This window comes from Methyloligella halotolerans, from assembly GCF_001708935.1.
GTDB classification, from domain to species: domain Bacteria; phylum Pseudomonadota; class Alphaproteobacteria; order Rhizobiales; family Methyloligellaceae; genus Methyloligella; species Methyloligella halotolerans.
In genome coordinates this window covers 52,821-72,344 of record NZ_MASI01000003.1, presented here as the reverse complement: position 1 = coordinate 72,344, position 19,524 = coordinate 52,821, and the positions used below count along the sequence as shown (strand labels likewise).

The following is a 19,524-nucleotide window of genomic DNA, read 5'->3' as shown; positions in this document are numbered from 1 at the left end:
CACTCGGACGGAGACCCAGAGCCATGACACGGAAGAGCGTTGGAATCATCGGCGGTGGCGCGAGCGGAATCGGCGTCGCCCGGCAGCTAAAGCAGGCAGGTATCGACTTCGAGATCATCGAAGCGACCAGCAAGCTCGGCGGCAACTGGCAGCCCGCCGGTCCGGCATCGAAGATGTACGAGTCCGCCCATCTGATCAGCTCCAAGAAGAACACTCAGTTCACCGACCACCCCATGCCGCAGGATTATCCGGCCTATCCGCGGCACAGCTTGTTCTTCCGCTATCTCACCGAACTTGCCGAAGCCAACGACCTGCAGGAGCACACTCGCTTCGACACCCGGGTTCGCGAGATGACGCCTGACCGGGGCGGCTGGCATCTGGTCTTCGATGACGGCTCCACCGCCGACTACGACGTGGTCGTGCTCTGCAACGGCCTGCTCGGCAGACCGATAACCCCGAAGATCGCCGAGGCCGTGACCTGCGAGAGCATCCACGCCGTCGAATACAAATCCGCCACGACCTTCGCAGGCAAGCGCGTGCTCGTGGTGGGCGGCGGCAACTCCGGCTGCGACATCGCCGTGGACGCGACAAAGACCGCCGACGCCGTCTTCCATTCGACGCGGCGCGGCTACCACTACATGCCCAAGTTCATCGACGGCCGTCCGACGCAGGAATGGCTGATGGACGAGAGCTCGAAGTTCAAGGATGCGGCCTCCTATTGGGAGCACGTGGAGACCACGTTCAAGATGGCCGGCTTCCGCGGCGAGGATTTCGGATTGCCGGCCCCCGATCATCCGATCGAGGCGTGCCATCCCATCATGAACTCCCAGATCCTCTTCCATATCGGCCACGGCGATATCGATCCGAAGCCGGATATCGAGGAGATCGAACGCGATACGGTCACCTTCGCCGACGGCACGAAGGAGCGGGTCGATCTGATCGTCTGGGCCACAGGCTATCGCGTGGATATCTCCTTCCTCGACCGGAAGATCTACGACTGGGACAGCAAGCTGCCCGAGACCTTCCTGCGCATGGTCCCGGCCGAGTTCGATAACCTCCTTTTCGTCGGCTATCTCAACTCACCCTCCGGAATCGGAAATCTCGTGAACACCATGGCCCGCTTCGTGGCGAGCTACGTGATCGGCCGGCAGCAGGGAAGCGAAGCCTTCCGCGTCGTCCGCCAGATCGCCCAGGCCCACGAGCGCCTCGACCTAGGTCAGGGCCGCTTCATGCAGACCGACCGCCACCGCCACGAGGTCGACCTCTGGAAGTTCCTGCGCTCGGTCAACTTCGTCACCGCCAAGCTCGCCAGCGAACGCCACGCCACCCAGGACAACCGGCTCGCCGAGCCCACCCGGCTGCGGGCCTGATCGTCACCGAGGAAGCCGAATATGAGTCAGATCCAGCAATCGCCAGACCAGCGCCGCCTCTCGGCAGCCGAAGCCCTCCGCCTCCTGCAGGAGCGCCGCGGAGGCGAGGCGACGGTCGAGCAGCCGGCATCCGCGTCGCACGCTGAGTTCGATCCCGTCGAGCACATCGCCGCAGAACTCAAGGAGCTGGTGCTTGCCGTCCTCAAGCTTCCCGAGGCGGAGTTCTCCAGCACCACGCCGCTTCTGGAGTACGGACTCGATTCCATCGCCGCAACCGAGCTTGGAACGCGCTTCACCGAGCGCTTCGAGATCACCGTGCCGCCCACGGTCTTCTTCGAATTTCCCGACGTGCAGGGTTTCAGCCGCTATCTCGCGGAGAATCACGCCGACGAGCTCAAAGGCCGCTACGATCACCTGCAGAACGAGGTACCCGAACCATCGCCGCCCCCTGTGGAAGAGTCCGCGACACATCGGGAGGCTGCGTCCGAGCCTGCACCGGCCACCCAGCCCGAACCTTCACCCGAGCCCACGGCCGCAGAGCAACCCGCACCCGCCACACGGGCACAAACCGCCGAGCCGGTTCCGGCGCCGCAACCGGACCAACCCGCTGTTCCCAAGGTTCCCGCGAAAGCCGAAGACAACGGGCTGATCGGCATCGAGCAGCTTTGGGCCGAAGGGGTCCGCGATCTCGGGGAAGCCGGCGGGCGGAACGAGAACACGCCGGTCAAGCAGCCGAGTTCGGCAGAGCTCAAGATGATGCTGACCACCGCGGAACAGGCTCAGACGATCTCCATCAAGCGCAAAGGCCGGCACGATCTGGAATGCGCGGTGTACGGCGAGGGCCCGCCGGTTCTGATGCTCGGCGGCCTCCTAATGCATTACGCCGCCATGTGGCGCCCCCAGCTTGCACCGCTCGGCGCCCATCACCGGCTCATCATGTTCCACATGCCGGGCTGCGGCGGTGTCGAACTTTATGACGGCCTCTCCCTCGACAGCATCGTCCAGGACGTGAACGACCTCCTCGATGCTCTCGGCATCGACGATCCGCTCCCGGTGGTCGGTTGCTCCTTCGGCGGCGTGCTCGCCCAGGCGTTCTGCCTCGCCCATCCCGAGCGCTGCGCATCGCTGGCGCTCACGGTCACCACGCCGATTTCCGAAGGCGCCACGGACTTCCAGAAGCTCATGAGCGAACTCCAGTCCAGCTCCAGCTTCATGGAGGTCAACCGCGGCTGGCCCATGGGATCGCTGGCGGCCTACTCTCACGTCATCGAAGGCTTCGACCTGCGCGACCGGCTGAAGGATATCTCCGTGCCGTGTCTCGTGCTCTCCGGCGGCCGCGATGGATACACCCCCGCCTCCTTCTCCGAGATCATCGCCGAGAACGTTCCGAACGCGGAACTGATCCAGGTCGACGACGCCGGCCATCTCCTGCCCTTCACCCATTACGAGATCTTCAACGACGCGCTGCTCGGCTTCCTCGCAAAGCAGGAACGCGGATCCCGCCCGGACGAGGCCGGCGCAAACACCGGCACCGAAGCGGGCATCGCATACGCGCCTATCCGCCAGCAGACCCTCGATATCTGCGAGGCCTATATCCGCGAAGGTCGCCAAGGCCACTGCGTGCTTCTTCCCGAGGCGACCGCGAAGGCGTCATATCTCCTCGACCGGCTTTGCCGCACCGGCAAGGACGATCCCGCGACGTTCCGCAGTTATTTCGTGCCGTCCATCGAGGAAGCCCTCGATGCAGCTCTGCGCCTGGCCCGGCACCACGCCCGCAACAAACGCCCGCAAAGCAGCGGCGCGGTTCTCGTTCTCGAGAGCGGCAAGCGCTGGGCCGACTATTTCAACCCGCTTTCCGAGAGCACCGACGCAGCTCTCCTGCCGCGCGTCAGCTCGATCCCCACGCCGGATGCCCTCCGCCGCCGCCTGAAGTCCGAGCCCGAGCCGATCGTCGTGGTTCTCACCGCCGATAGCGGCGTGCCCGCGGCGGAGATGGATGCGCTCATCTCGGAGGTGAAAGACGCCGGCATCCTCTCCGTCCTCGTCGAGACCGAGAACAAGGATGCGACCCCCGGCGACTATCGAATTGCCGAGCTGAAGACCCAACCGGACCTCGTTGTCTTCGGCGAGACCATCGCAGGCTTCAAGGCGCCGGTGGCGGCCTGCAGCCTGAAAACTACCCTGTCCAATCCGTGGCTCATGACGCCGAACGAGGGATACGTCCGTCAGCCCATGGCGGCCAACGGCCTGCCCGTAACCCTCGCCTTCGAGCATCTGTCAGCCGCCCTTGCCGGCGACCAAGAGGTCGCAGCAAAGCTCGAGGCCATCGGCACCGACCGCCAATCGGTATTCGATGCCCATCTCGCCTACGGCAATGCCGGCTACGCCCGGGTGGCCCGCATGCATGGTTATGACGGCGCGTTCCACGACGCCCACGGCATGCGGTCCAAGCTCACCCTGCGCAACGGGGAAACCCGGGAGATCGTCGACTGCCTGCTGAATGTGGGCACGTCGCCGCGCGGACTGAATTCGCCGGACGTCATCGACAACGTCCTGAAGTCCCACGATCCCGAAAAGGATTACTGGGCCGAGCTGGAAGCGTTGCTGAAGGAAAAGACCGGCTTCGACACCCTCCTGCCGGCATCGAGCCAGACGGCGGCCATCGAAGCCGCCGTGACCCTGGGCCTCATGGCTGCCGCGCCGCGGAAGAAGATGCTCTGCTTCTCCGGCGGCGCGGGTTTCTCCATGGTCTCCGCCGCCACCGCCCAGGACACGCTCTTCGATCTCTGGCGCCGGCCGTTCCAGCCGCTCTATCCCCACACCGTCTTCATCGATCCGCACGCGGACGATGCGGAAGACGCTCTTCGCGATGCGCTCCGCTCCGGCGAGATCGGCCTCGTCTGGATGGAGACCTATCAGGTGGAAGGCAACGCTATCCGGCCGTTGCCCGAACGGCTGATCGAGATCGTCAACGAGAGCCGCGAAGACGCCGGCTATCTCCTCGCCGTCGACGAGACTCAGACCAACCTCTGGACCGGCGCCTTCCTCCACAGCGAGAAGACGATCCCCAACCCCGATATCGTCGTCATCGGCACCGCGATCTGCGATTCCTTCTTTCCGGCCGGCGGCGTTCTCACCAGCGAAGATCTCTTCGAGAAGGCAAAGGCACGAAATCCGCGCCGCGCCGAATCTCTGCGCGAGCGCTCCGCCTTCCCGCTGACCGCCCATCTCGCCCTGAACGCTCTCCGCGATCTCTATGGCAGCGGCAAAGTCGACGAAGCCCGCGAGTCGGGCGCCTATCTCAAGGACAGGCTTAGGGAGCTCGCCGACAGCTATCCGCTTCTGAAGGAGGTCCGTGGCGAGGGCCTGCTGCTGGCCATCGAGTTCGACCTCTCCGGCTACTCCGAATTCATCGAGCGCAGCTTCGGCTACCTGCTCTGGGGCGCCATGCTCCGCGACCGGAAGGCGGTGTCGCCGTCGTCGTCTGCCCCATCCACAACACCGCCATGCGCATCGTCCCCGCCCTCACCGTCACGCGCGAGGAGATCGACCTCATGGTCGCCAATCTGCGCCGCCGCCTCGAAGCCGGCGTGACGGGGATCGTCACCGATTGCGCCGCCTACAACCGAACCCTCGGCGACGACAGAACAGCCGAGTTCCTACTGGGCCAAATCGGCCCTGAACAGCGGAGGACCACCAAGATGGAAGCGACCGAGACGAAAGTTGGAGCCGGGAGCGGCATCGCTCCTCTGAAAGGGTCGAAGGGCCTGCCGAGCATCTGCATCATCGGTGCCGGCGTCGGCGGCATCTCCATGGCCGGCGCGCTGAAGAAGAAGGGCATCCCCTTCGACTGCTTCGACAAGCGCGAGAAGATCGGCGGCATTTGGGCCTTCGACGAGAAGCTGGAGAACACGTCCGTCTGGCACGGGCTGAACATGAACACGCCGAGCGGCTGGTACCAGTATTCCGACTTCCCAATGCCGGAGAACTATCCCGACTTTCCTCAATGGCATCAGGTCCAGGCCTATCTGGAGAGCTATGTCGACCATCTCGACATGCGCGGCAGCTTCCATCTCGGGAACGAGGTGTCCGAGGCGAAGCGTCTGGACGACGGCAAATGGCGGGTCGTCCTCGGCTCAGGCGAGACCCGCTATTACGACGCGGTGATCGTCGCCAACGGCCATCACAACACGCCGAACTTTCCGGACTACGCCGACAAGATCGACTTCGACGGCCCGGCGATCCACTCCCAGCACTATCGCTATCGCCACGAATATCGCGACAAGAACGTGATGATCGTCGGCATCGGCAATTCCGGCGCTCAGATCGCGGTCGATGTCAGCTTCGACACCAAGCAGACCTATATCAGCCTGCGCCGGGGCGTGTATCTGCTGCCCCACTACATGTTCGGCATGCGGGTCGACAAGTTCCTCGGCCCCACCCTGAGCTGGTGGTTCAAGAAGATGCTGCCGGGCAAGCTCTACGCGCTCTACTTCACGGGCGTCTATCACCTGCTCGGCAATCATCGCGGCATCGGCATGCCGAAGCCCGACCACCTCATGATGACTTGCTTGCCGACGGTGACCGAGTCACTCGCCAACCGTATCGGCGACGGCAAGATCAAGCTGGTGCCCGAGGTGAAGTCCATCGAAGGCAACACCGTCACCCTGGCCGACGACAGCACCATCGAGGTCGACGCGATCATCTATTCGACCGGCTATCACACGACCCTGCCCTTCTTTGAGAAGGACTTCTTCGAGGTCAGGGAGAACAAGATTCCGCTCTTCAAGCGGCTGTTCAAGCCGGACACGCCGAACCTCGCCTTCGTCGGCATGTTCCAGGCCATCCGCTGGGGCTTCCTCGACGTCATGGAGACCCAGGCGAAGCTGATCGCATCCTATTTCGCCGGCGAGTATTCGCTCCCCGACGAGGACGCCATGGAGGCGGATATCGAAGCCGAGCGAAAGCAGGTGGAGCGCGAGTTCATGCACACCTTGCGCAACAACTACTACCTCCACGGCGACACCTATATCCGCGAGCTTCGCAAGGAGCAGAAGCGCGGCGAGCGCCGCATCAAGAGCGGCGACAAGCCGGGCGACTTCCCCGTCGGCGACGACGTCATCTCGACCCAACAGGCCAACGAGCATCGCCTCGTCACCGCGGCCGAGTAGCGAGGGAACCGGTGGCCGGCATGGAATCCGAAGACAAGACAGAAGCAGCGCGGAACGCGTTCCCGGTAGCGGTCGTCGGCCTGAGCGGCCGCTTCCCGGGCGCGCCCGACATCCGCGCGTTCTGGTCGAATCTGTGCCGGCGCCACGATCCCGTCACGAAAGTGCCGGCCGACCGCTGGAACTGGCGCGACTTCTATGGTGAGGCCGAGGAGGGCGCTGCCCGCAGCCGCGCCAATTCCGGGGCCTTCGCCCCTTACGTCGACCGCTTCGACGCCGCCTTCTTCGACATTCTTCCCCGCGAAGCCCAATCCATGGACCCGCAGCAGCGCCTCTTCCTGCAGGCGAGCTTCGCGGCGCTGGAAGATGCAGGCCTCGCGCCCAAGAGCCTCGCGGGCCGTGCGGTCTCGGTCTTCGCGGGCATCGGCTTTGCCGACTATCCCACGGAGATGCGCCTTGCCGGTGCGCCTTACGACGTCTATCGCGGCACCGGGATCACACCGACATCCATCGCCAACCGGGTGTCCTTCGCCCTGGACTTGCGCGGCCCCAGCGAAACCGTCGACACCGCCTGCTCCGGTTCCCTCATCGCCATCCACCGCGCCATCCAGAGCCTGCAGCTGGGCGAGAGCGAGATCGCCCTCGCCGGCGGCGTGAACCTGCTGCTCGGACCGGAGCTCTTCGTGGCCTTCGGACAGGCGGGCATGCTGAGCCCGTCGGGCCAGTGCCGAACCTTCGACGCAGGCGCCAACGGCTATGTCCGCGGCGAAGGCGTCGGTGTCGTCGTGCTGCGTCCACTCCAAGACGCCGAAGCCGCGGGCGACTTCATCTACGGCGTGATCCGCGGCAGCGCGGTCAATCACGGCGGCAAGGCCCACAGCTTTACAGCTCCCAACGTCGGCGCCCAAAGCGAGCTGGTCCGGACGGCCTGGGACAAGGCGGGTCTCGACCTCGCCGACGCCGTTCTTCTGGAGACCCATGGCACGGGCACGCCCCTCGGCGATCCCATTGAGGTGCAGGGCCTGAAACGTGCCCTCGGGAGCCGGGACGATACCGACGGCAAGCGAACTGCCCTCGGCGCCCTCAAGACCCAGATCGGCCATCTCGAAGGGGCCGCGGGCGTAGCGGCGTGATCAAAGCGCTGCTCGCCCTGAACCATCGCCAGATCCCGGCAAACCTCCATTTCCAGTATCTCAACCCGAAGATCGATCTTGCCGGCACGCCCTTCTTCGTGCCCGACGAGCCAGTGTCGCTCGACCCCGAAGCGCGCCTCGCCGCCGGGATCAGTTCCTTTGGATTCGGTGGCGCCAACGCTCATGCGGTGCTGGAGAGCTATGCTAATCCAGCGCCCGGGGAGGACGAAGATCGCCCTTGCCTAATACCCCTGTCCGCTCGTACCCGCCCGGCCCTCATCGCCCGCACCGAGCAGCTTCTAGCCTATCTCTCGGTCGGCGGCAGGGACGATGCACCGCAGGCTCTCCCGATCCCCGAGCTGTCGGCGGAGCTCGGTCTCGGCCGACTTCCAGAGACGGCCGGCCCTATGCCGCTTCGCGCTCTACGCCTCGAAGTCAGTGACCTCGCCGCCGTCCTGAAGCGGATCGGCCGCAAACGCGGAATCGATCTCGCACTGGATGATGTCCGCGATTGCGTGACCCTCGGCGAACTCTCCGCCTGCATCGGCGAACTGACGTGCATTGCGCCGTCCCATAGGGACAGTGGCGAGCGCCTGCTCTCCGGCGTCGCGATCCCAGATCGAGCCGTCCGCGATGCCAGCCTCGTCCAGATCGGCTTCTCTCTGACCGAGGGCCGCGACGCCATGGCCGAGCGCCTGGCGATCGTCGCGCGCAGCAAGCAGGAGCTGAAGCAGCAGTTGGAGCAGTTTCTGGCCGAGCCGGAAGCGACGGCCGACGGCCTGTTCTCCGGCAGCGTCCGCCGCCCCATCGAAAACGCCCCCGAAGCGCCCTCATCACCCGACGCCCCCGCGACGGTGGAAGAGCTCGCAGCTTGGGCGCGATACTGGGTCGCCGTTCGAACGGCAAAGCTCGATTGGATGGATCTCCATGGCGGACCGCGCCCGAGGAAGATCCCGCTTCCCTCTTATCCCTTCGCCCTCACCCGCCACTGGTTCGAATCCCCCAAGACCGCAGAACCCGAGACGGCTCCGGAGAAGGCGGCCGCTCCGATCACGCCGCTGGCGACACCAGCCGAGAAACCTCGGCCCGCGAGCGCCGACCCCGTCACGCCTGAAGCGCTTGTGCGACGCTTTCCAAGCTCCGCGGTCGCGCTCGCCTACCTGCTGGATCACCTGGCGAAACAATCGAACGGCGCCACTATCACACTGCGGAATCTCGTTTTCGGCGCCCCCCAAGACATCGATCTCCGGCACCTGAAGGCCGTCGGCATTGCCAGCGGCGGCCTGACCATGGCGCAATGCCTGCACCAGCTTGGTACCGCCAAGGTCCTGCTCCAGGCCGAGATCGCTGCGAATCTTTCGGCGCCGCACTTCGGCGGAGGAACTGCGGGCTCGCGCGTAACCCTGGGCCCGATTGCCGAAGCGGAGCGGAGCGCGCCCTTCTGGGCGGCGATCTTCGGCCCCCTCTTCGGCGCTGAGGGTTGGATCGCCGAACCCGATGCACCTGCCCTCTCTGCACTCTACCGCGCCGACGCCGTCGGATTCGAACCTCGGCGGAAGGCGTCCCTGGCGCAGATCGAAATTCGCCGAACACAGGGCGGCAGCTTCGATTTTCTCGCCGGAGACGGAACGGCCCCACCGATCCTCTGGATCGAGAACCTCACCGTGAAGCCCGCAGCTGCGGCGCCCTCCGGACAACAACCGCGCGAGGAGGCGCTCGCCTCATGAGAGCGTTCCTCTTCCCCGGCCAGGGCAGCCAGCGTACCGGCATGGGCGCGGATCTTTTCGACCGCTTCCCCGAAATGGCGGCGGAAGCCGATAAGGTGCTGGGCTATAGCATTCGAGACATCTGCCTGAACAATCCCGGCGGTAAGCTCGACCGCACCGAGATCACCCAGCCTGCCGTCTATGTGGTGGCGGCGCTCCGCTCTCGTGCTGAAGAAGCCGGCGAACCGCCGCGCATGATGGCGGGCCATAGTCTCGGCGAGTACGTCGCGCTCTATGCTGCGGGAGCCTTCAGCTTCGCCGACGGGCTACGCATGGTGCAGGAGCGTGGCCGTCTGATGGGAGAAATCCCCGGCGGGGGGCTGGTAGCCGTCATCGGATATTCCATCGAGGTCATCGAACAGCTTCTCGCCGAGGACGGTCTCGCGGGCGTCGAGATCGCCAATATCAACACCCCCGAACAGGTGGTCGTTGGCGGCCGGAAGGGCGCTCTACAGCGCCTCCTCGAAGCCTGCCGGAGACGCGGCATTCGGGCCGTTCCGCTCCGGGTGAGCGGCGCCTTTCACACGAGCGAGATGCGGCCCGCCGCCGAGCGCTACGCCAAATTCCTCTCAGACATCACCTTCGCCGCACCGCGCGTGGATGTGCTCTCCAATGTCACCGGCACGCCGCACACCCGCTCGGAGATTCGCGACCGGCTCGTCGAGCAGATCGCCAGCCCCGTGCGGTGGGCTCAGTCCATCGAAACAATGCTGAAGGCGGGCGTGACGGATTTCGTGGAACTCGGCGCGCCGCCGATCCTAATGCCCATGGTGAGCGTGGTCCGGCGCCACGTCGAAGGCAGCGCGACCGCCTCACCTCTTCCCGCACCTGCCGCCGAACCATCATCGCAGCCGGCGCCCGCGCTGACAGCACCCGTCGGCGAATCTGCCCATCCGCCCAAAGCGCAAGTATCTAACGAAGCCACGCCGGAGCCGGCCGCTCCACTATCCCTTCGCGCGGAGCTGGCGCGCCATCGCGGGCTGGATGAGCAGACGCGTCGGAAACTTCTGAACGGAAGCGGGCAATTCGAACCGCTGCCGGACTGGAGCTTCCCCGAATTCGCAACGACCTCGCATAGCTTCGTCAGCCATCCCGTCTTCGCCGCTGCCGCCCGTGCCCTGCAGCGCTGCTATGGCAGCGACACCGTATCGCCCGAACGTATCGCCGCGATCGCGAGCCGCCTCCCGGCGCCCTACAGCGAGCGCCTCCAACACCTCGCGGCCGAGGCTGAAGCCGAGCGCCAGACGCGCTCCCGCCGCCGTCTCATCCGCCTCGTGGCGGGCGAGATTTTCTTTCCCGGGATCCTCCCCTGCGCACCGCAGAGCACATTCCGGCAAGCCACCCCAACCATCGAACATATGGAGAGACAAGATGGCTGAGATGTCAGAACTCGAGATCCAGAACCGGATCATCCACTTCATTTCCGACGAGCTCGGCATTCCGCCGGACGATATCGACGTCGAGACCAATCTCGGCACATACGGCCTGGAGTCCGTCGCCGCCAGCAAGCTCGTCGGCGTCCTCGACAAGGACCTGAACCTGGGTCTCACCGAGATCATCGTCTTCGAATTCCCGACCATCGCCAGCCTCTCCGGCGAACTCCAGAAGCTCAGCATGGCTGAAGCGTCCTAGCCCTCGCGGCCGGACGAGATCTTGAAGAAAGCGAGGATCGTCATGTTCCAGAAATCTCAGCTGACCCGTCCCGAAACCCTGAGCATTCTCGGCGAATTGCCGGTGCATGGCTCTCTCGCACTGCGCGCCTGGCTCCACCCGGACAAGCGCCTCTACACCTTTCTCAACGAGCAAGGCGAGGAGACCGACACACTCACCTATCTGGAAACCTGGCAGCGGGCCCGGGCCGTGGCCGACGCCCTGAAGGAGCGCTACGAGCCCGGCGAACGGATCATGCTCTTCTTCCCGCAAGGCCTGGACTTTATCGTCTCCTTCCTCGGCTGCTTCATGGCCGGCATGGCGGCCGTTCCCATCAACCTTCCCTCGCGTCGGCGCATCGACCGCTGCGTCAAGATCATCCGGGATAGCGGCGCCATCTGCGCGATCGCGCCCCAGAAGGTCATCGAGAACGCCGACGGCGCCTTCGACGGGACGGCGGCGGAGGATCTCGAATGGATCTGCGCCGAAGATATCGGCCGGTCCGACGGCCTCCCCGAAACGGAGGATTGCGAGTGGCACTCCGACGGCGGCCGCCTCGCCTTCCTGCAATACACCTCCGGGTCCACCTCCGATCCCAAAGGCGTCATGGTCACCCAGGGCAATCTGACCGTGAACCTGCGCTTGATGCGGGACACCTGGCAGCTCACCGAGGAGACCGACATGGTGTTCTGGCAGCCCCACCATCACGACATGGGCCTGATCATGGGGCAGCTCCTGCCCATCGTGCTCGGCAATCACTCCGTGCTCATGGGGCCGAACACCGTGGTCCGTCAGCCCTCCATCTGGCTGCAAGCCATCTCGCGCTATCGCGCGGCCTTCGCCGGCGGGCCGAACTTCATCTACGACATCGCTGTGGAGCGCTATTCCGCCGACAAGCTGGAAGGCGTCGATCTTTCCTGCTGGAAGCTCGCCCCCAACGGCGCCGACGTGGTCCGGGCCACCACCCTCGATCGCTTCGCGAAGCTCCATGCAAAGCACGGCTTCGACATCGAGACCTTCCAGCCTTGCTACGGTTTGGCCGAAGCGACTCTGGTGGTCACGGCCGGTCCGATCCGCCGCCTGCCATCACGCGCGACGGTCGACTCCAACGAGCTGAAAACGAATCGACAGATCAGGTCGCCCTCTCATCCCCGCAATGCGTTGGAGCTGGTGGGGTGCGGCGAGCCGGCCTTCCCCTTCGAGATCGCCATCGTCGATCCCGACACTCACGCAAGGCGCGGCCACGACGCGCTCGGCGAGATCTGGCTGCACTGCGATTCCGTGGCGGCCGGCTATTGGAAGAACCCGGAAGCCACCGAGGCCACCTTCGGCGCCATGATCGACGGCGAGCCCGGCAAGACCTATTTGCGCACCGGCGATATGGGCTTCATCCACGCCGATGACCTTCAGCTCTATATCTGCGGGCGACTGAAGGACGTCATCATCTGGGATGGGCGCAACCTCCATCCCGAGGACATCGAGTACACGATCGCCGAGAGCACCCCGGCCCTCAGCCACCAGAGCGCGGCGGTATTCGGTTATCACGACGCCGAGCAGCGCCAGCGGATCGTAGCGGCCGTGGAGGTCGACCGCTCCTTCCGCCGCAGCACGCCTCAGGAATTCAAGGACATGAAGAACCTGATTCGCCGCTGCGTCTCGGAGGAGCACGGCGTGCCCTTGAGCGAGATCGTCTTCCTGCCGCCCAACGCCTTGCGCAAGACGACCAGCGGCAAGGTCCAGCGCGGCCTCATGCGCCAGCTATTCCTGTCGGGTGATCTGGAGCTTCTCGGCAGCGAACCCGTGGCGGCCTGATGATGCAGCGGGACGGGAACAGCGAGGCATATGACGGGGCGGGCTTCGTTCCGCTGGGGGTCAACCCCGGCGGAACCTGCCGCCTCGTCTGCTTCCACTATGCAGGCGGCAGCGCACAGACGTTCTTTCCGTGGACCAAGCTGCTTCCCGAGGACTACGCTCTCCTCGCCGCAGAGCTGCCGGGCCGCGGCCGCCGCCGCGACGCACCTTTCGTCCCGTCGATCCGATCGGCCGCGCAACAGCTCGCCGAGGCCTGGGGTCCCTATGGCGATCTGCCGGCCATCTTTTACGGCCATAGCCTCGGCGCGCTGCTGGCTTACGAAACAGCCCGCGCTCTCAAGAGCCGGGGCCAGACGCTTCCAGAGTTGCTTGTCGTGTCGTCGCGCGCCGCACCCGGCTCGCCCACCTCGACTCACACCCTGCCCGCCCTCTCCGATGGGGATCTCAGGCGCTATCTGGAATCACTGGAAGGTACGCCGCGCGCCGTACTGGACAGCAAGCCCCTCATGAAGCGGGCCATCCCAATGCTGCGCGCGGACCTCCAGCTGATCTACGACTACCGCCACGAGCCCGGTCCGGCTCTCGACATTCCGATCCACGTGATCGGTGCCATCGACGATCCCTTTGCACCCCTGGAATGCCTCCTCGAATGGCGGTCCGTCGCGCCTGCGGGCTTCCGCCTGCAGATGCAGGGTAAGGGTCACTTCTCGCCCATGCGCACGCCCAACGCCGTCATGCAGGCCGTCGAGGATCACGGCTTGGCGCCGGTGCGCGAACCCATACGTGCGGCAAGCTAACCGGAGACCTGAGCCATGCTGGAAGTCTGGATTGCAGCGACCCAAGGCCAGGACCTCGACGGTCTCCAATCCGTCCTCAGCGACGAAGAGCGTACCCGCTGCACCAGCATCCGCATTCCGGATGTGCGCGACCAGTATATCGTCGCCCATGCCTTGAAGCGGCTCACCATCGCCAACCTGCTCGGCGCCCGCGACCCGAGGCGCCTGCGTTTCGCGAGGCTGTCTCGCGGCAAGCCGGTGCTGCTGGACGGTCCCCTCAATTTCAATCTCAGCCATTCCCGGGGCATCTGCGCATCGTGCTCTCCACCTTTGGCCCGTGCGGGATCGATATCGAAACCCATCGGCTGAACCGGCCGCTCGCATCGGCTCTGCTGAGGAGCATGACCGCCGACGAGCAGCGCGAGATCGAACGAGCGAGCGATCCCTACACCGCCTTCATCAACCGTTGGGTTCTGAAGGAGGCCTACTCGAAGGTCAGCGGCCTCGGCCTCGCCGAACCTTTCGGCGAGCTCTGCACAAAGCGCGAGATCGAATGGCGGAACGATGAGTTCGGCCATCTTCGCAAGGTGAATATCTGGCGGCGGAACTCTCCCGACCATGCCATCGCCATGTGCGCCACGGGCTGGCCCGGCGCCCAATGGTGCCGCGGCGCCGAGGAGCTTTCCCAGACACGGCTGGGCGATCTGGCCGTGAGCGGCTTTGAATTCGTCGGCGCGTTCGCTGCCGCCGAGCCGCAGCGTGCAACCGCGTGAGGTGTCGCAAATGAATTATGTCGAACCCATCGAACAGTCCCGCTGCACTGCGCTCCTACAGTGGATCCGCGATTACGGCAGCCGGCGCGTGAACTCCCTGCTGATCGACACGCGGCGTTCGATTCCGCCCAACATCGTGCTGGACTTCGGCAATGTTGGACTGCTTGGCCTCCAGGTCCCGCGAGCCGAAGGCGGACTTGGCTTGTCCCACCGTTCGACCGCGAAGGTGCTGGAGCAGCTCGCCGCTCTCGACGTCAATCTCGCCGCCTTCGTCATCGTCCATAACTTCTTAGGCGTGCGCCCGGTGATGCTCTCCGCCGCCGAGCCGCTCCGCAGCGAACTGCTGCCCCAGCTCGCCGCGGGCCGCGTCATCGGTGGCTTCGCGCTCACCGAGCCCGCAGCGGGATCCAATCCGGCTGGGATCGAGGCTACAGCCCAGAAATGTGGGGATGGAGTCCTCCGCCTGAACGGCACCAAGATGTGGATCGGCAACGTCGGCTGGGCCGGGATCGTGAATGTCGTCGCGCGACTGACCGACGAGGCAGGCAAACCTTGCGGCACCTGCGCCGCGATCGTGTCCGCGGATGCGCCCGGCTTCGTCATGGGACCTGAAATCCTGACCATGGGCATGCGCGGCATGGTCCAGAACATGATCCGCTTCGACGATCTGGAAATTCCCGAAAGTCATTATCTCGGCGAGCTCGGCGCGGGCATGGCCGTCGGCCACGCCGCCATGATGACCACTCGGCTAGCCCTCGGCGCCCTATTCGTCGGCGGCATGAAGCGCTGCCTGCAGCTCATGACGCGCTATGCCGGGCGCCGCGCCGGAATCTGCTCCGGACGTCTCATCGACAATCCGATCTCGCGGCAGCGCATCAGCGAGACCCTCGCCCGTACGGCGACCCTCGAAGCCTTGGTTGCGCATATCTGCGACCTCCTCGATGCCGGCGAGACGCCGCCGGAAGAGCTCCTCGTCGTCGCCAAGGCGTCCGGCTCGGAGTTCCTCTGGCAGACGGCGGACTGGGCCATCCAGATGCTGGGCGGCCGGGGCTTCGTGGAAACCAACATCCTCACCCAGATCATGCGGGATGCACGTGTGGGCCGCATTTTCGAAGGTCCGACCGAGACTCTGATGCATCATCTCGGCTCTCGGCTCATGCTGGATGATGCCGGCCTGCGCAGCCATCTCGCTGGGGCCTTGGATGCGAACGATATCGCCGACCGCCTGACGGCCCTGCGCGACCAGTTGAAGGGGTTCGGCGGAGCCTCGCCAAGTCGTATCCCGGGCGCCAAGCCCGCGATCTTTCGAACTCCCGTCTCGGGGAGGCCGTCGCGGCCGCAATCCTCTTGGGCGTTGCGCGCAAAACGGCACGACGGGATGGTCAGCGCTGGACGGTCACATGGGCCCAGGCGGCATTCGAGTCCGCCATCGAGGCCGCCCGCGCGACCGAATGGGACACCCGTCACGTGCTTGCCTCCGACGAAGCTCTGAGCCTCGTGGAAGCTTTGGAGCGCGATATCGGCGACATCGAGCAGACCATGCCTGCCGAGGAATGGCGCCTCGATCCCTATCTCCGGAAAGACGCCCCCCAAAAAGACGCCCCCCAAGACGTGACCCTGACCTGGTAGCTGGAGGCTTCCCATGCAGATCGAAGGCGCTATCGCACTCGTCACCGGCGCCAATCGCGGCATCGGCCTCGCCTTGGTTCAAGCTCTGGCCGAAGGAGGCGCGCGCCACATCTACGGAACGGCGCGAAACCCGGAGAGCTTCCCCCCGGGAGAGCTGCCGCCGCCGGCTCAGTTCTCGGCGCTACGCCTAGACCTCTCCGACGGGGAGAGCATCGAAGACGTCGCCGCCCTCGCCAACGACGTGACCCTCCTGATCAACAATGCCGGGAGCCTTTCCGGCGGCGCGCTGCTCGCCGCGCCACCCGAGGCCATCCGCGGCGAGATGGCGACGAACTGCTTTGGCTTGATCGAGGTCACCCGTCTCTTTGCCCCGGTGATCGCCCGCAATGGCGGGGGCGTGATCCTGAACATGTTGTCGGTATCGTCCCTCGCCAGCGCGCCCGATCTCGGTATCTACGCGACATCCAAGGCCGCTGCCTGGGCTGCGACCCAAGCCATGCGGACGTCTCTGGCAGCCGACAACATCAGGGTGCTCTCAGCCTTCCCAGGCCCCGTCGATACGGACATGTCCAGCGAGCTGGAAGTCCGCAAGGCCTCGCCCGGCAGCGTCGCCGAGGCGCTGATCGCCGGCATAGAGCGCGAGGATCCAGAGATCTTTCCGGACGACATGGCGCGTCAGGCCGAAGCGGTCTGGCGCTCCGATCCAGCCATGCTCATCCGCCAGTTCTCGGTGCTCTGAGCCTCGGAGCGGCGCGCCACGGATCGGCTTTACCGCGTTCCGGCATGCTCGGCTCAGACCGGTGACGTCTTGAGCCGTTTGACTCCGTGCCGCTCCCGCCAATCCCGCGGCGAGACCCGGTGCCAGGCCTGGAAGGCCCGCGTGAAATGGGCCGGATCCGAATATCCGAGCTCGAAAGCCACTTCGGAGACCGATAGCCCGGAATTCTTGAGAAGGTCCGTGGCCTCCTGGTCGATCACGTGGCGCGCCACTTCGGCAAAGCTCGTTCCGGAATCCCGCAGCCGGCGCTGAAAAGTCCGCACCGACATATCGAAACGGCGCGCGGTCCAGGCCCGCTGGGGTCGGCCGTCAAGCAGGCTCAGCCGCACAAGCTCCTCGACGCAGTCCCGGAACGCGTCCAGCTGGGTCAGCCGCTCGTCGGCCTGCACCTCCTTCGAGCCGTGGCTCGTCGGATTCTGCAGCTCCAGCAACTCGGCCGGGAAGATCGTTGAGGTCAGCTCTCCCGTATCGATATCGCAGCGGAACAGGGTCTCGATGAAAGCCTTGCCGTCGGGCTTGCCGCCGCTCAGCTCGACCCGGAGCGGCACCCATTTCGAGCCCATGAAATGGCGCAGGAGATCCAGCATGTAGCCGAGGGCCAAAACCTCGTTCTTCTGCCGCCCGACCTCTGCGCGGTCCTTCACCCGGTAGGACCACCGCGCCAGATCCTTCTCGATGACAAGGCGCATCTCCGTGCCGCTCTGCAGCACCGAGGCGAAGATCCGGTTGCCCTGAGCGATGGCCTCTCCGAGCGTCGGCGCGGACAGGAACTGCTTGCCGTAGGGCCCGAGGCCCGCCGCCCCGATCGAGGTCGAAAGCCGGGCCGACAGCGCGTCGTCACCGAGCTCCCGCGCGGCGTATTCCACAAGCTTGAATTGGTCGCGTAATGGGATGAGCGCGTGTGGGCGCTCGCAAAGCTGCAATGGAAGCTCGGCGGCCTTGAAGACCCGCTCGGCGATCCCGCCGCCTTGCTCAACGAAGTCGATAAGTGGTCCGATCGTGCTCGCACGCGTGAAGGAGATAACTTCCATACACAACCTCCCGGCAAATAGAGGCCCCGCGCGATTACGCGATCAGGGGCCCGACGTTGCGCCGCAGAAACAGTGAACCGCCTTCCCCATTCTGGTGTGGTTTTCAACGATTGCAACCGAGAACCCGGTCTGCGGCTTGAATAAACGCTAGAAGAATTATTCAGTACACGCAATCGATGCGCGGCCGGCCTCAGAGTTCGAGTGGGGCTGTCACGGTTTGCGGCGTGGGACTTGGAGACGGCAGGATGACCGTGTCCGTGCCGAGCGATCGTTTCGCCTCACATTGACGAGGGAATGTGGACCCTCATCTCTGTGATCTTCCGGATGCCGCCGAACCCGATCATCTGAGGGGCGACATCGATCTCGAGATCGGGCGCCGCCTCCAGGAGAGCCCTGAGGCTCTCTTCCATCTCCAGCCGCGCCAGCAGATCGCCGATACATCGGTGCGGCCCCAGACCGAATATGAGGTGGAGACGGGGGTGATCGGTCCGGCGTATCAGGAATTCGTCCGGCCTGTCGTAAAGGTCCGGATCGCGCATCGCGGACATGGTGCTGAGCTGCAGGGGAACGCCGGCAGGGACCCTTGCCTCGCCGATCTGCATTTCCGCCACGGTGAAGCGCGGGAGGTGGCCGACCGAAGGTTCGAAGCGGAGGCTTTCGGCGATCGCTCCGGGAATCATCGACGGGTCGGCCCGCAGGGCGGCCCAGTCATCCGGGCGCTGGCGCAGTAGCGAGACCGCAATTGCGAACGCGGCACGGGTCGTGTCGCTGCCCCCGAGCATGAACGCGATAACCTGGTGCACCAGATTGCTGAACTCGATAGTGCGCGTCTCATTCCAATCGGCGACCAGTCGCGAAAGCAGGTCGTCCTTCGGCGCGGTCAATCGCGACGACATCTCCTCTTCGACATAGGCGAAGACCTCACTTGCCCCCGTCTCGATCCGGTCGTGCTTGTCGATCGGATAGATCGACGCGATCCCGTCGGCGATGGCGTAGATGCGAGGGGCAAAGTAGGCGGCTCCGGAAACCGGCAGTCCCAGGATCGCAGCGATCATCTCCGACGGCACCCGGCCGCACATGCGCTCGACAAAGTCGAAGCTCTCGCCCCGCGGCAGGTCGGCAACGATCGAGCGCGCGACAGAGCGGATACGGTCCTGCATCCCGAGAATAGCGTGATGCGAAAACGTGCGCGCAAACGGACCGCGCTTTGCCCGGTGATTCTTGCCGTTGGAGAACAGCGCCATGTCGCGCAGGAACCGGGCCATGGCGCCGTCCGGGATCTGATGGAACCCGACGTAATCGCGGCCTTCGAGCTGGACCGTCTGATCGTCCTTCAGGAGGGAGAGCACGTCGTTTGCACGAAGAGCCCAGTAGCTTTGATCGCTAATCCGGATGACCGCGTGATCTCTCCGCAGCTCGGCAAATCTGGTGTGAGGATCCGCGAGCAGCCAGTCCGGATCGACCAGCGGCGCTTCGATTGCGATCGGGGCAGCCTGAGTCATTGTGTCCGCCAACTCACTCATCTCCACACAACTCTCGGTAAAAGGCGGAGAAGTGCACAAGCCATTTCGGGCCAGAATGGTGCTTTGGCGGCTTTCGGGCCTTCCGGCCCTCTCGGCAAGATTTTGAGCGGCTAGT

16 protein-coding genes are annotated in these 19,524 nt (G+C 65.0%); 14 read left to right on the top strand and 2 right to left on the bottom strand.

Going from position 1 to position 19,524, the window contains the following annotated elements:
* Window positions 1–23 precede the first annotated feature (23 nt).
* From A7A08_RS06735 to A7A08_RS06675, 14 genes are read left to right on the top strand one after another with little or no spacing between them, the layout of a single operon-like run.
* A complete protein-coding gene (locus tag A7A08_RS06735; RefSeq protein WP_069094759.1) occupies window positions 24–1,370 on the top strand; it encodes a flavin-containing monooxygenase in 1,347 nt (448 codons plus the stop codon).
* A 21-nt stretch (window positions 1,371–1,391) separates the two neighbouring features.
* Entirely contained in the window at window positions 1,392–4,964 is a 3,573-nt protein-coding gene (locus tag A7A08_RS06730) for an alpha/beta fold hydrolase (RefSeq protein ID WP_069094758.1), read from the top strand.
* Complete coding sequence (locus A7A08_RS06725; protein WP_069094757.1) at window positions 4,877–6,541, top strand: flavin-containing monooxygenase; 1,665 nt, start codon at window positions 4,877–4,879, stop codon at window positions 6,539–6,541. The genes A7A08_RS06730 and A7A08_RS06725 overlap by 88 nt, the downstream gene beginning before the upstream one ends.
* 20 nt (window positions 6,542–6,561) lie before the next feature.
* A complete protein-coding gene (locus A7A08_RS06720; protein ID WP_069094756.1) occupies window positions 6,562–7,671 on the top strand; it encodes a beta-ketoacyl [acyl carrier protein] synthase domain-containing protein in 1,110 nt (369 codons plus the stop codon).
* Complete coding sequence (locus A7A08_RS06715) at window positions 7,668–9,398, top strand: ketoacyl-synthetase C-terminal extension domain-containing protein (protein WP_069094755.1); 1,731 nt, start codon at window positions 7,668–7,670, stop codon at window positions 9,396–9,398. Before A7A08_RS06720 ends, A7A08_RS06715 begins: the two co-directional genes overlap by 4 nt.
* A complete protein-coding gene (gene fabD, locus A7A08_RS06710; RefSeq protein ID WP_069094754.1) occupies window positions 9,395–10,816 on the top strand; it encodes an ACP S-malonyltransferase in 1,422 nt (473 codons plus the stop codon). The genes A7A08_RS06715 and fabD overlap by 4 nt, the downstream gene beginning before the upstream one ends.
* Complete coding sequence (locus A7A08_RS16200) at window positions 10,809–11,069, top strand: acyl carrier protein (protein WP_169822948.1); 261 nt, start codon at window positions 10,809–10,811, stop codon at window positions 11,067–11,069. The genes fabD and A7A08_RS16200 overlap by 8 nt, the downstream gene beginning before the upstream one ends.
* Window positions 11,070–11,111: 42 nt before the next feature.
* Window positions 11,112–12,899: a fatty acyl-AMP ligase gene (locus A7A08_RS06700; RefSeq protein WP_069094752.1), complete on the top strand. Its 1,788-nt coding sequence runs from the start codon at window positions 11,112–11,114 to the stop codon at window positions 12,897–12,899.
* Window positions 12,899–13,696: a thioesterase II family protein gene (locus tag A7A08_RS06695; RefSeq protein ID WP_069094751.1), complete on the top strand. Its 798-nt coding sequence runs from the start codon at window positions 12,899–12,901 to the stop codon at window positions 13,694–13,696. The genes A7A08_RS06700 and A7A08_RS06695 overlap by 1 nt, the downstream gene beginning before the upstream one ends.
* A 15-nt stretch (window positions 13,697–13,711) precedes the next feature.
* Entirely contained in the window at window positions 13,712–14,044 is a 333-nt protein-coding gene (locus tag A7A08_RS16195) for a 4'-phosphopantetheinyl transferase family protein (protein WP_069094750.1), read from the top strand.
* Window positions 13,993–14,448 (top strand): 4'-phosphopantetheinyl transferase superfamily protein, encoded by a 456-nt coding sequence (locus A7A08_RS16190; RefSeq protein ID WP_169822947.1) that lies wholly within the window; start codon window positions 13,993–13,995, stop codon window positions 14,446–14,448. The genes A7A08_RS16195 and A7A08_RS16190 overlap by 52 nt, the downstream gene beginning before the upstream one ends.
* Before the next feature lie 10 nt (window positions 14,449–14,458).
* On the top strand, window positions 14,459–15,940 hold the full coding sequence (locus A7A08_RS06680; RefSeq protein WP_069094748.1) for an acyl-CoA dehydrogenase family protein: 1,482 nt from the start codon (window positions 14,459–14,461) through the stop codon (window positions 15,938–15,940).
* Window positions 15,916–16,077 carry a hypothetical protein gene (locus A7A08_RS16185; RefSeq protein ID WP_169822946.1) on the top strand — a complete coding sequence of 54 codons (162 nt, stop codon included), beginning with the start codon at window positions 15,916–15,918 and terminating at the stop codon, window positions 16,075–16,077. Before A7A08_RS06680 ends, A7A08_RS16185 begins: the two co-directional genes overlap by 25 nt.
* Window positions 16,078–16,090: 13 nt before the next feature.
* On the top strand, window positions 16,091–16,816 hold the full coding sequence (locus A7A08_RS06675; RefSeq protein ID WP_069094747.1) for an SDR family NAD(P)-dependent oxidoreductase: 726 nt from the start codon (window positions 16,091–16,093) through the stop codon (window positions 16,814–16,816).
* Between the two features lie 53 nt (window positions 16,817–16,869).
* Here the strand turns inward: A7A08_RS06675 and A7A08_RS06670 are convergent, their stop codons facing one another.
* Together A7A08_RS06670 and A7A08_RS06665 are read right to left on the bottom strand one after the other, a co-directional pair.
* Window positions 16,870–17,886, bottom strand: a complete 1,017-nt coding sequence (locus tag A7A08_RS06670; protein ID WP_069094746.1) for an AraC family transcriptional regulator — start codon at window positions 17,884–17,886, stop codon at window positions 16,870–16,872.
* A 278-nt stretch (window positions 17,887–18,164) separates the two neighbouring features.
* A complete protein-coding gene (locus A7A08_RS06665; protein WP_069094745.1) occupies window positions 18,165–19,388 on the bottom strand; it encodes a cytochrome P450 in 1,224 nt (407 codons plus the stop codon).
* Between the last annotated feature and the right edge of the window lie 136 nt (window positions 19,389–19,524).

Excerpts from the sequence above, each read along its gene's own strand:
- A7A08_RS06695 (WP_069094751.1), top strand. The coding sequence starts at position 12,899 with ATGATGCAGCGGGACGGGAACAGCGAGGCATATGACGGGGCGGGCTTC.
- A7A08_RS16195 (WP_069094750.1), top strand. The coding sequence starts at position 13,712 with ATGCTGGAAGTCTGGATTGCAGCGACCCAAGGCCAGGACCTCGACGGT.
- A7A08_RS06680 (WP_069094748.1), top strand. The coding sequence starts at position 14,459 with ATGAATTATGTCGAACCCATCGAACAGTCCCGCTGCACTGCGCTCCTA.
- A7A08_RS06725 (WP_069094757.1), top strand. The coding sequence starts at position 4,877 with ATGCGCATCGTCCCCGCCCTCACCGTCACGCGCGAGGAGATCGACCTC.
- A7A08_RS16200 (WP_169822948.1), top strand. The coding sequence starts at position 10,809 with ATGGCTGAGATGTCAGAACTCGAGATCCAGAACCGGATCATCCACTTC.
- A7A08_RS06700 (WP_069094752.1), top strand. The coding sequence starts at position 11,112 with ATGTTCCAGAAATCTCAGCTGACCCGTCCCGAAACCCTGAGCATTCTC.
- A7A08_RS06665 (WP_069094745.1), bottom strand. The coding sequence starts at position 19,388 with ATGACTCAGGCTGCCCCGATCGCAATCGAAGCGCCGCTGGTCGATCCG.
- fabD (WP_069094754.1), top strand. The coding sequence starts at position 9,395 with ATGAGAGCGTTCCTCTTCCCCGGCCAGGGCAGCCAGCGTACCGGCATG.
- A7A08_RS06735 (WP_069094759.1), top strand. The coding sequence starts at position 24 with ATGACACGGAAGAGCGTTGGAATCATCGGCGGTGGCGCGAGCGGAATC.
- A7A08_RS06670 (WP_069094746.1), bottom strand. The coding sequence starts at position 17,886 with ATGGAAGTTATCTCCTTCACGCGTGCGAGCACGATCGGACCACTTATC.
- A7A08_RS06675 (WP_069094747.1), top strand. The coding sequence starts at position 16,091 with ATGCAGATCGAAGGCGCTATCGCACTCGTCACCGGCGCCAATCGCGGC.
- A7A08_RS06720 (WP_069094756.1), top strand. The coding sequence starts at position 6,562 with ATGGAATCCGAAGACAAGACAGAAGCAGCGCGGAACGCGTTCCCGGTA.
- A7A08_RS06730 (WP_069094758.1), top strand. The coding sequence starts at position 1,392 with ATGAGTCAGATCCAGCAATCGCCAGACCAGCGCCGCCTCTCGGCAGCC.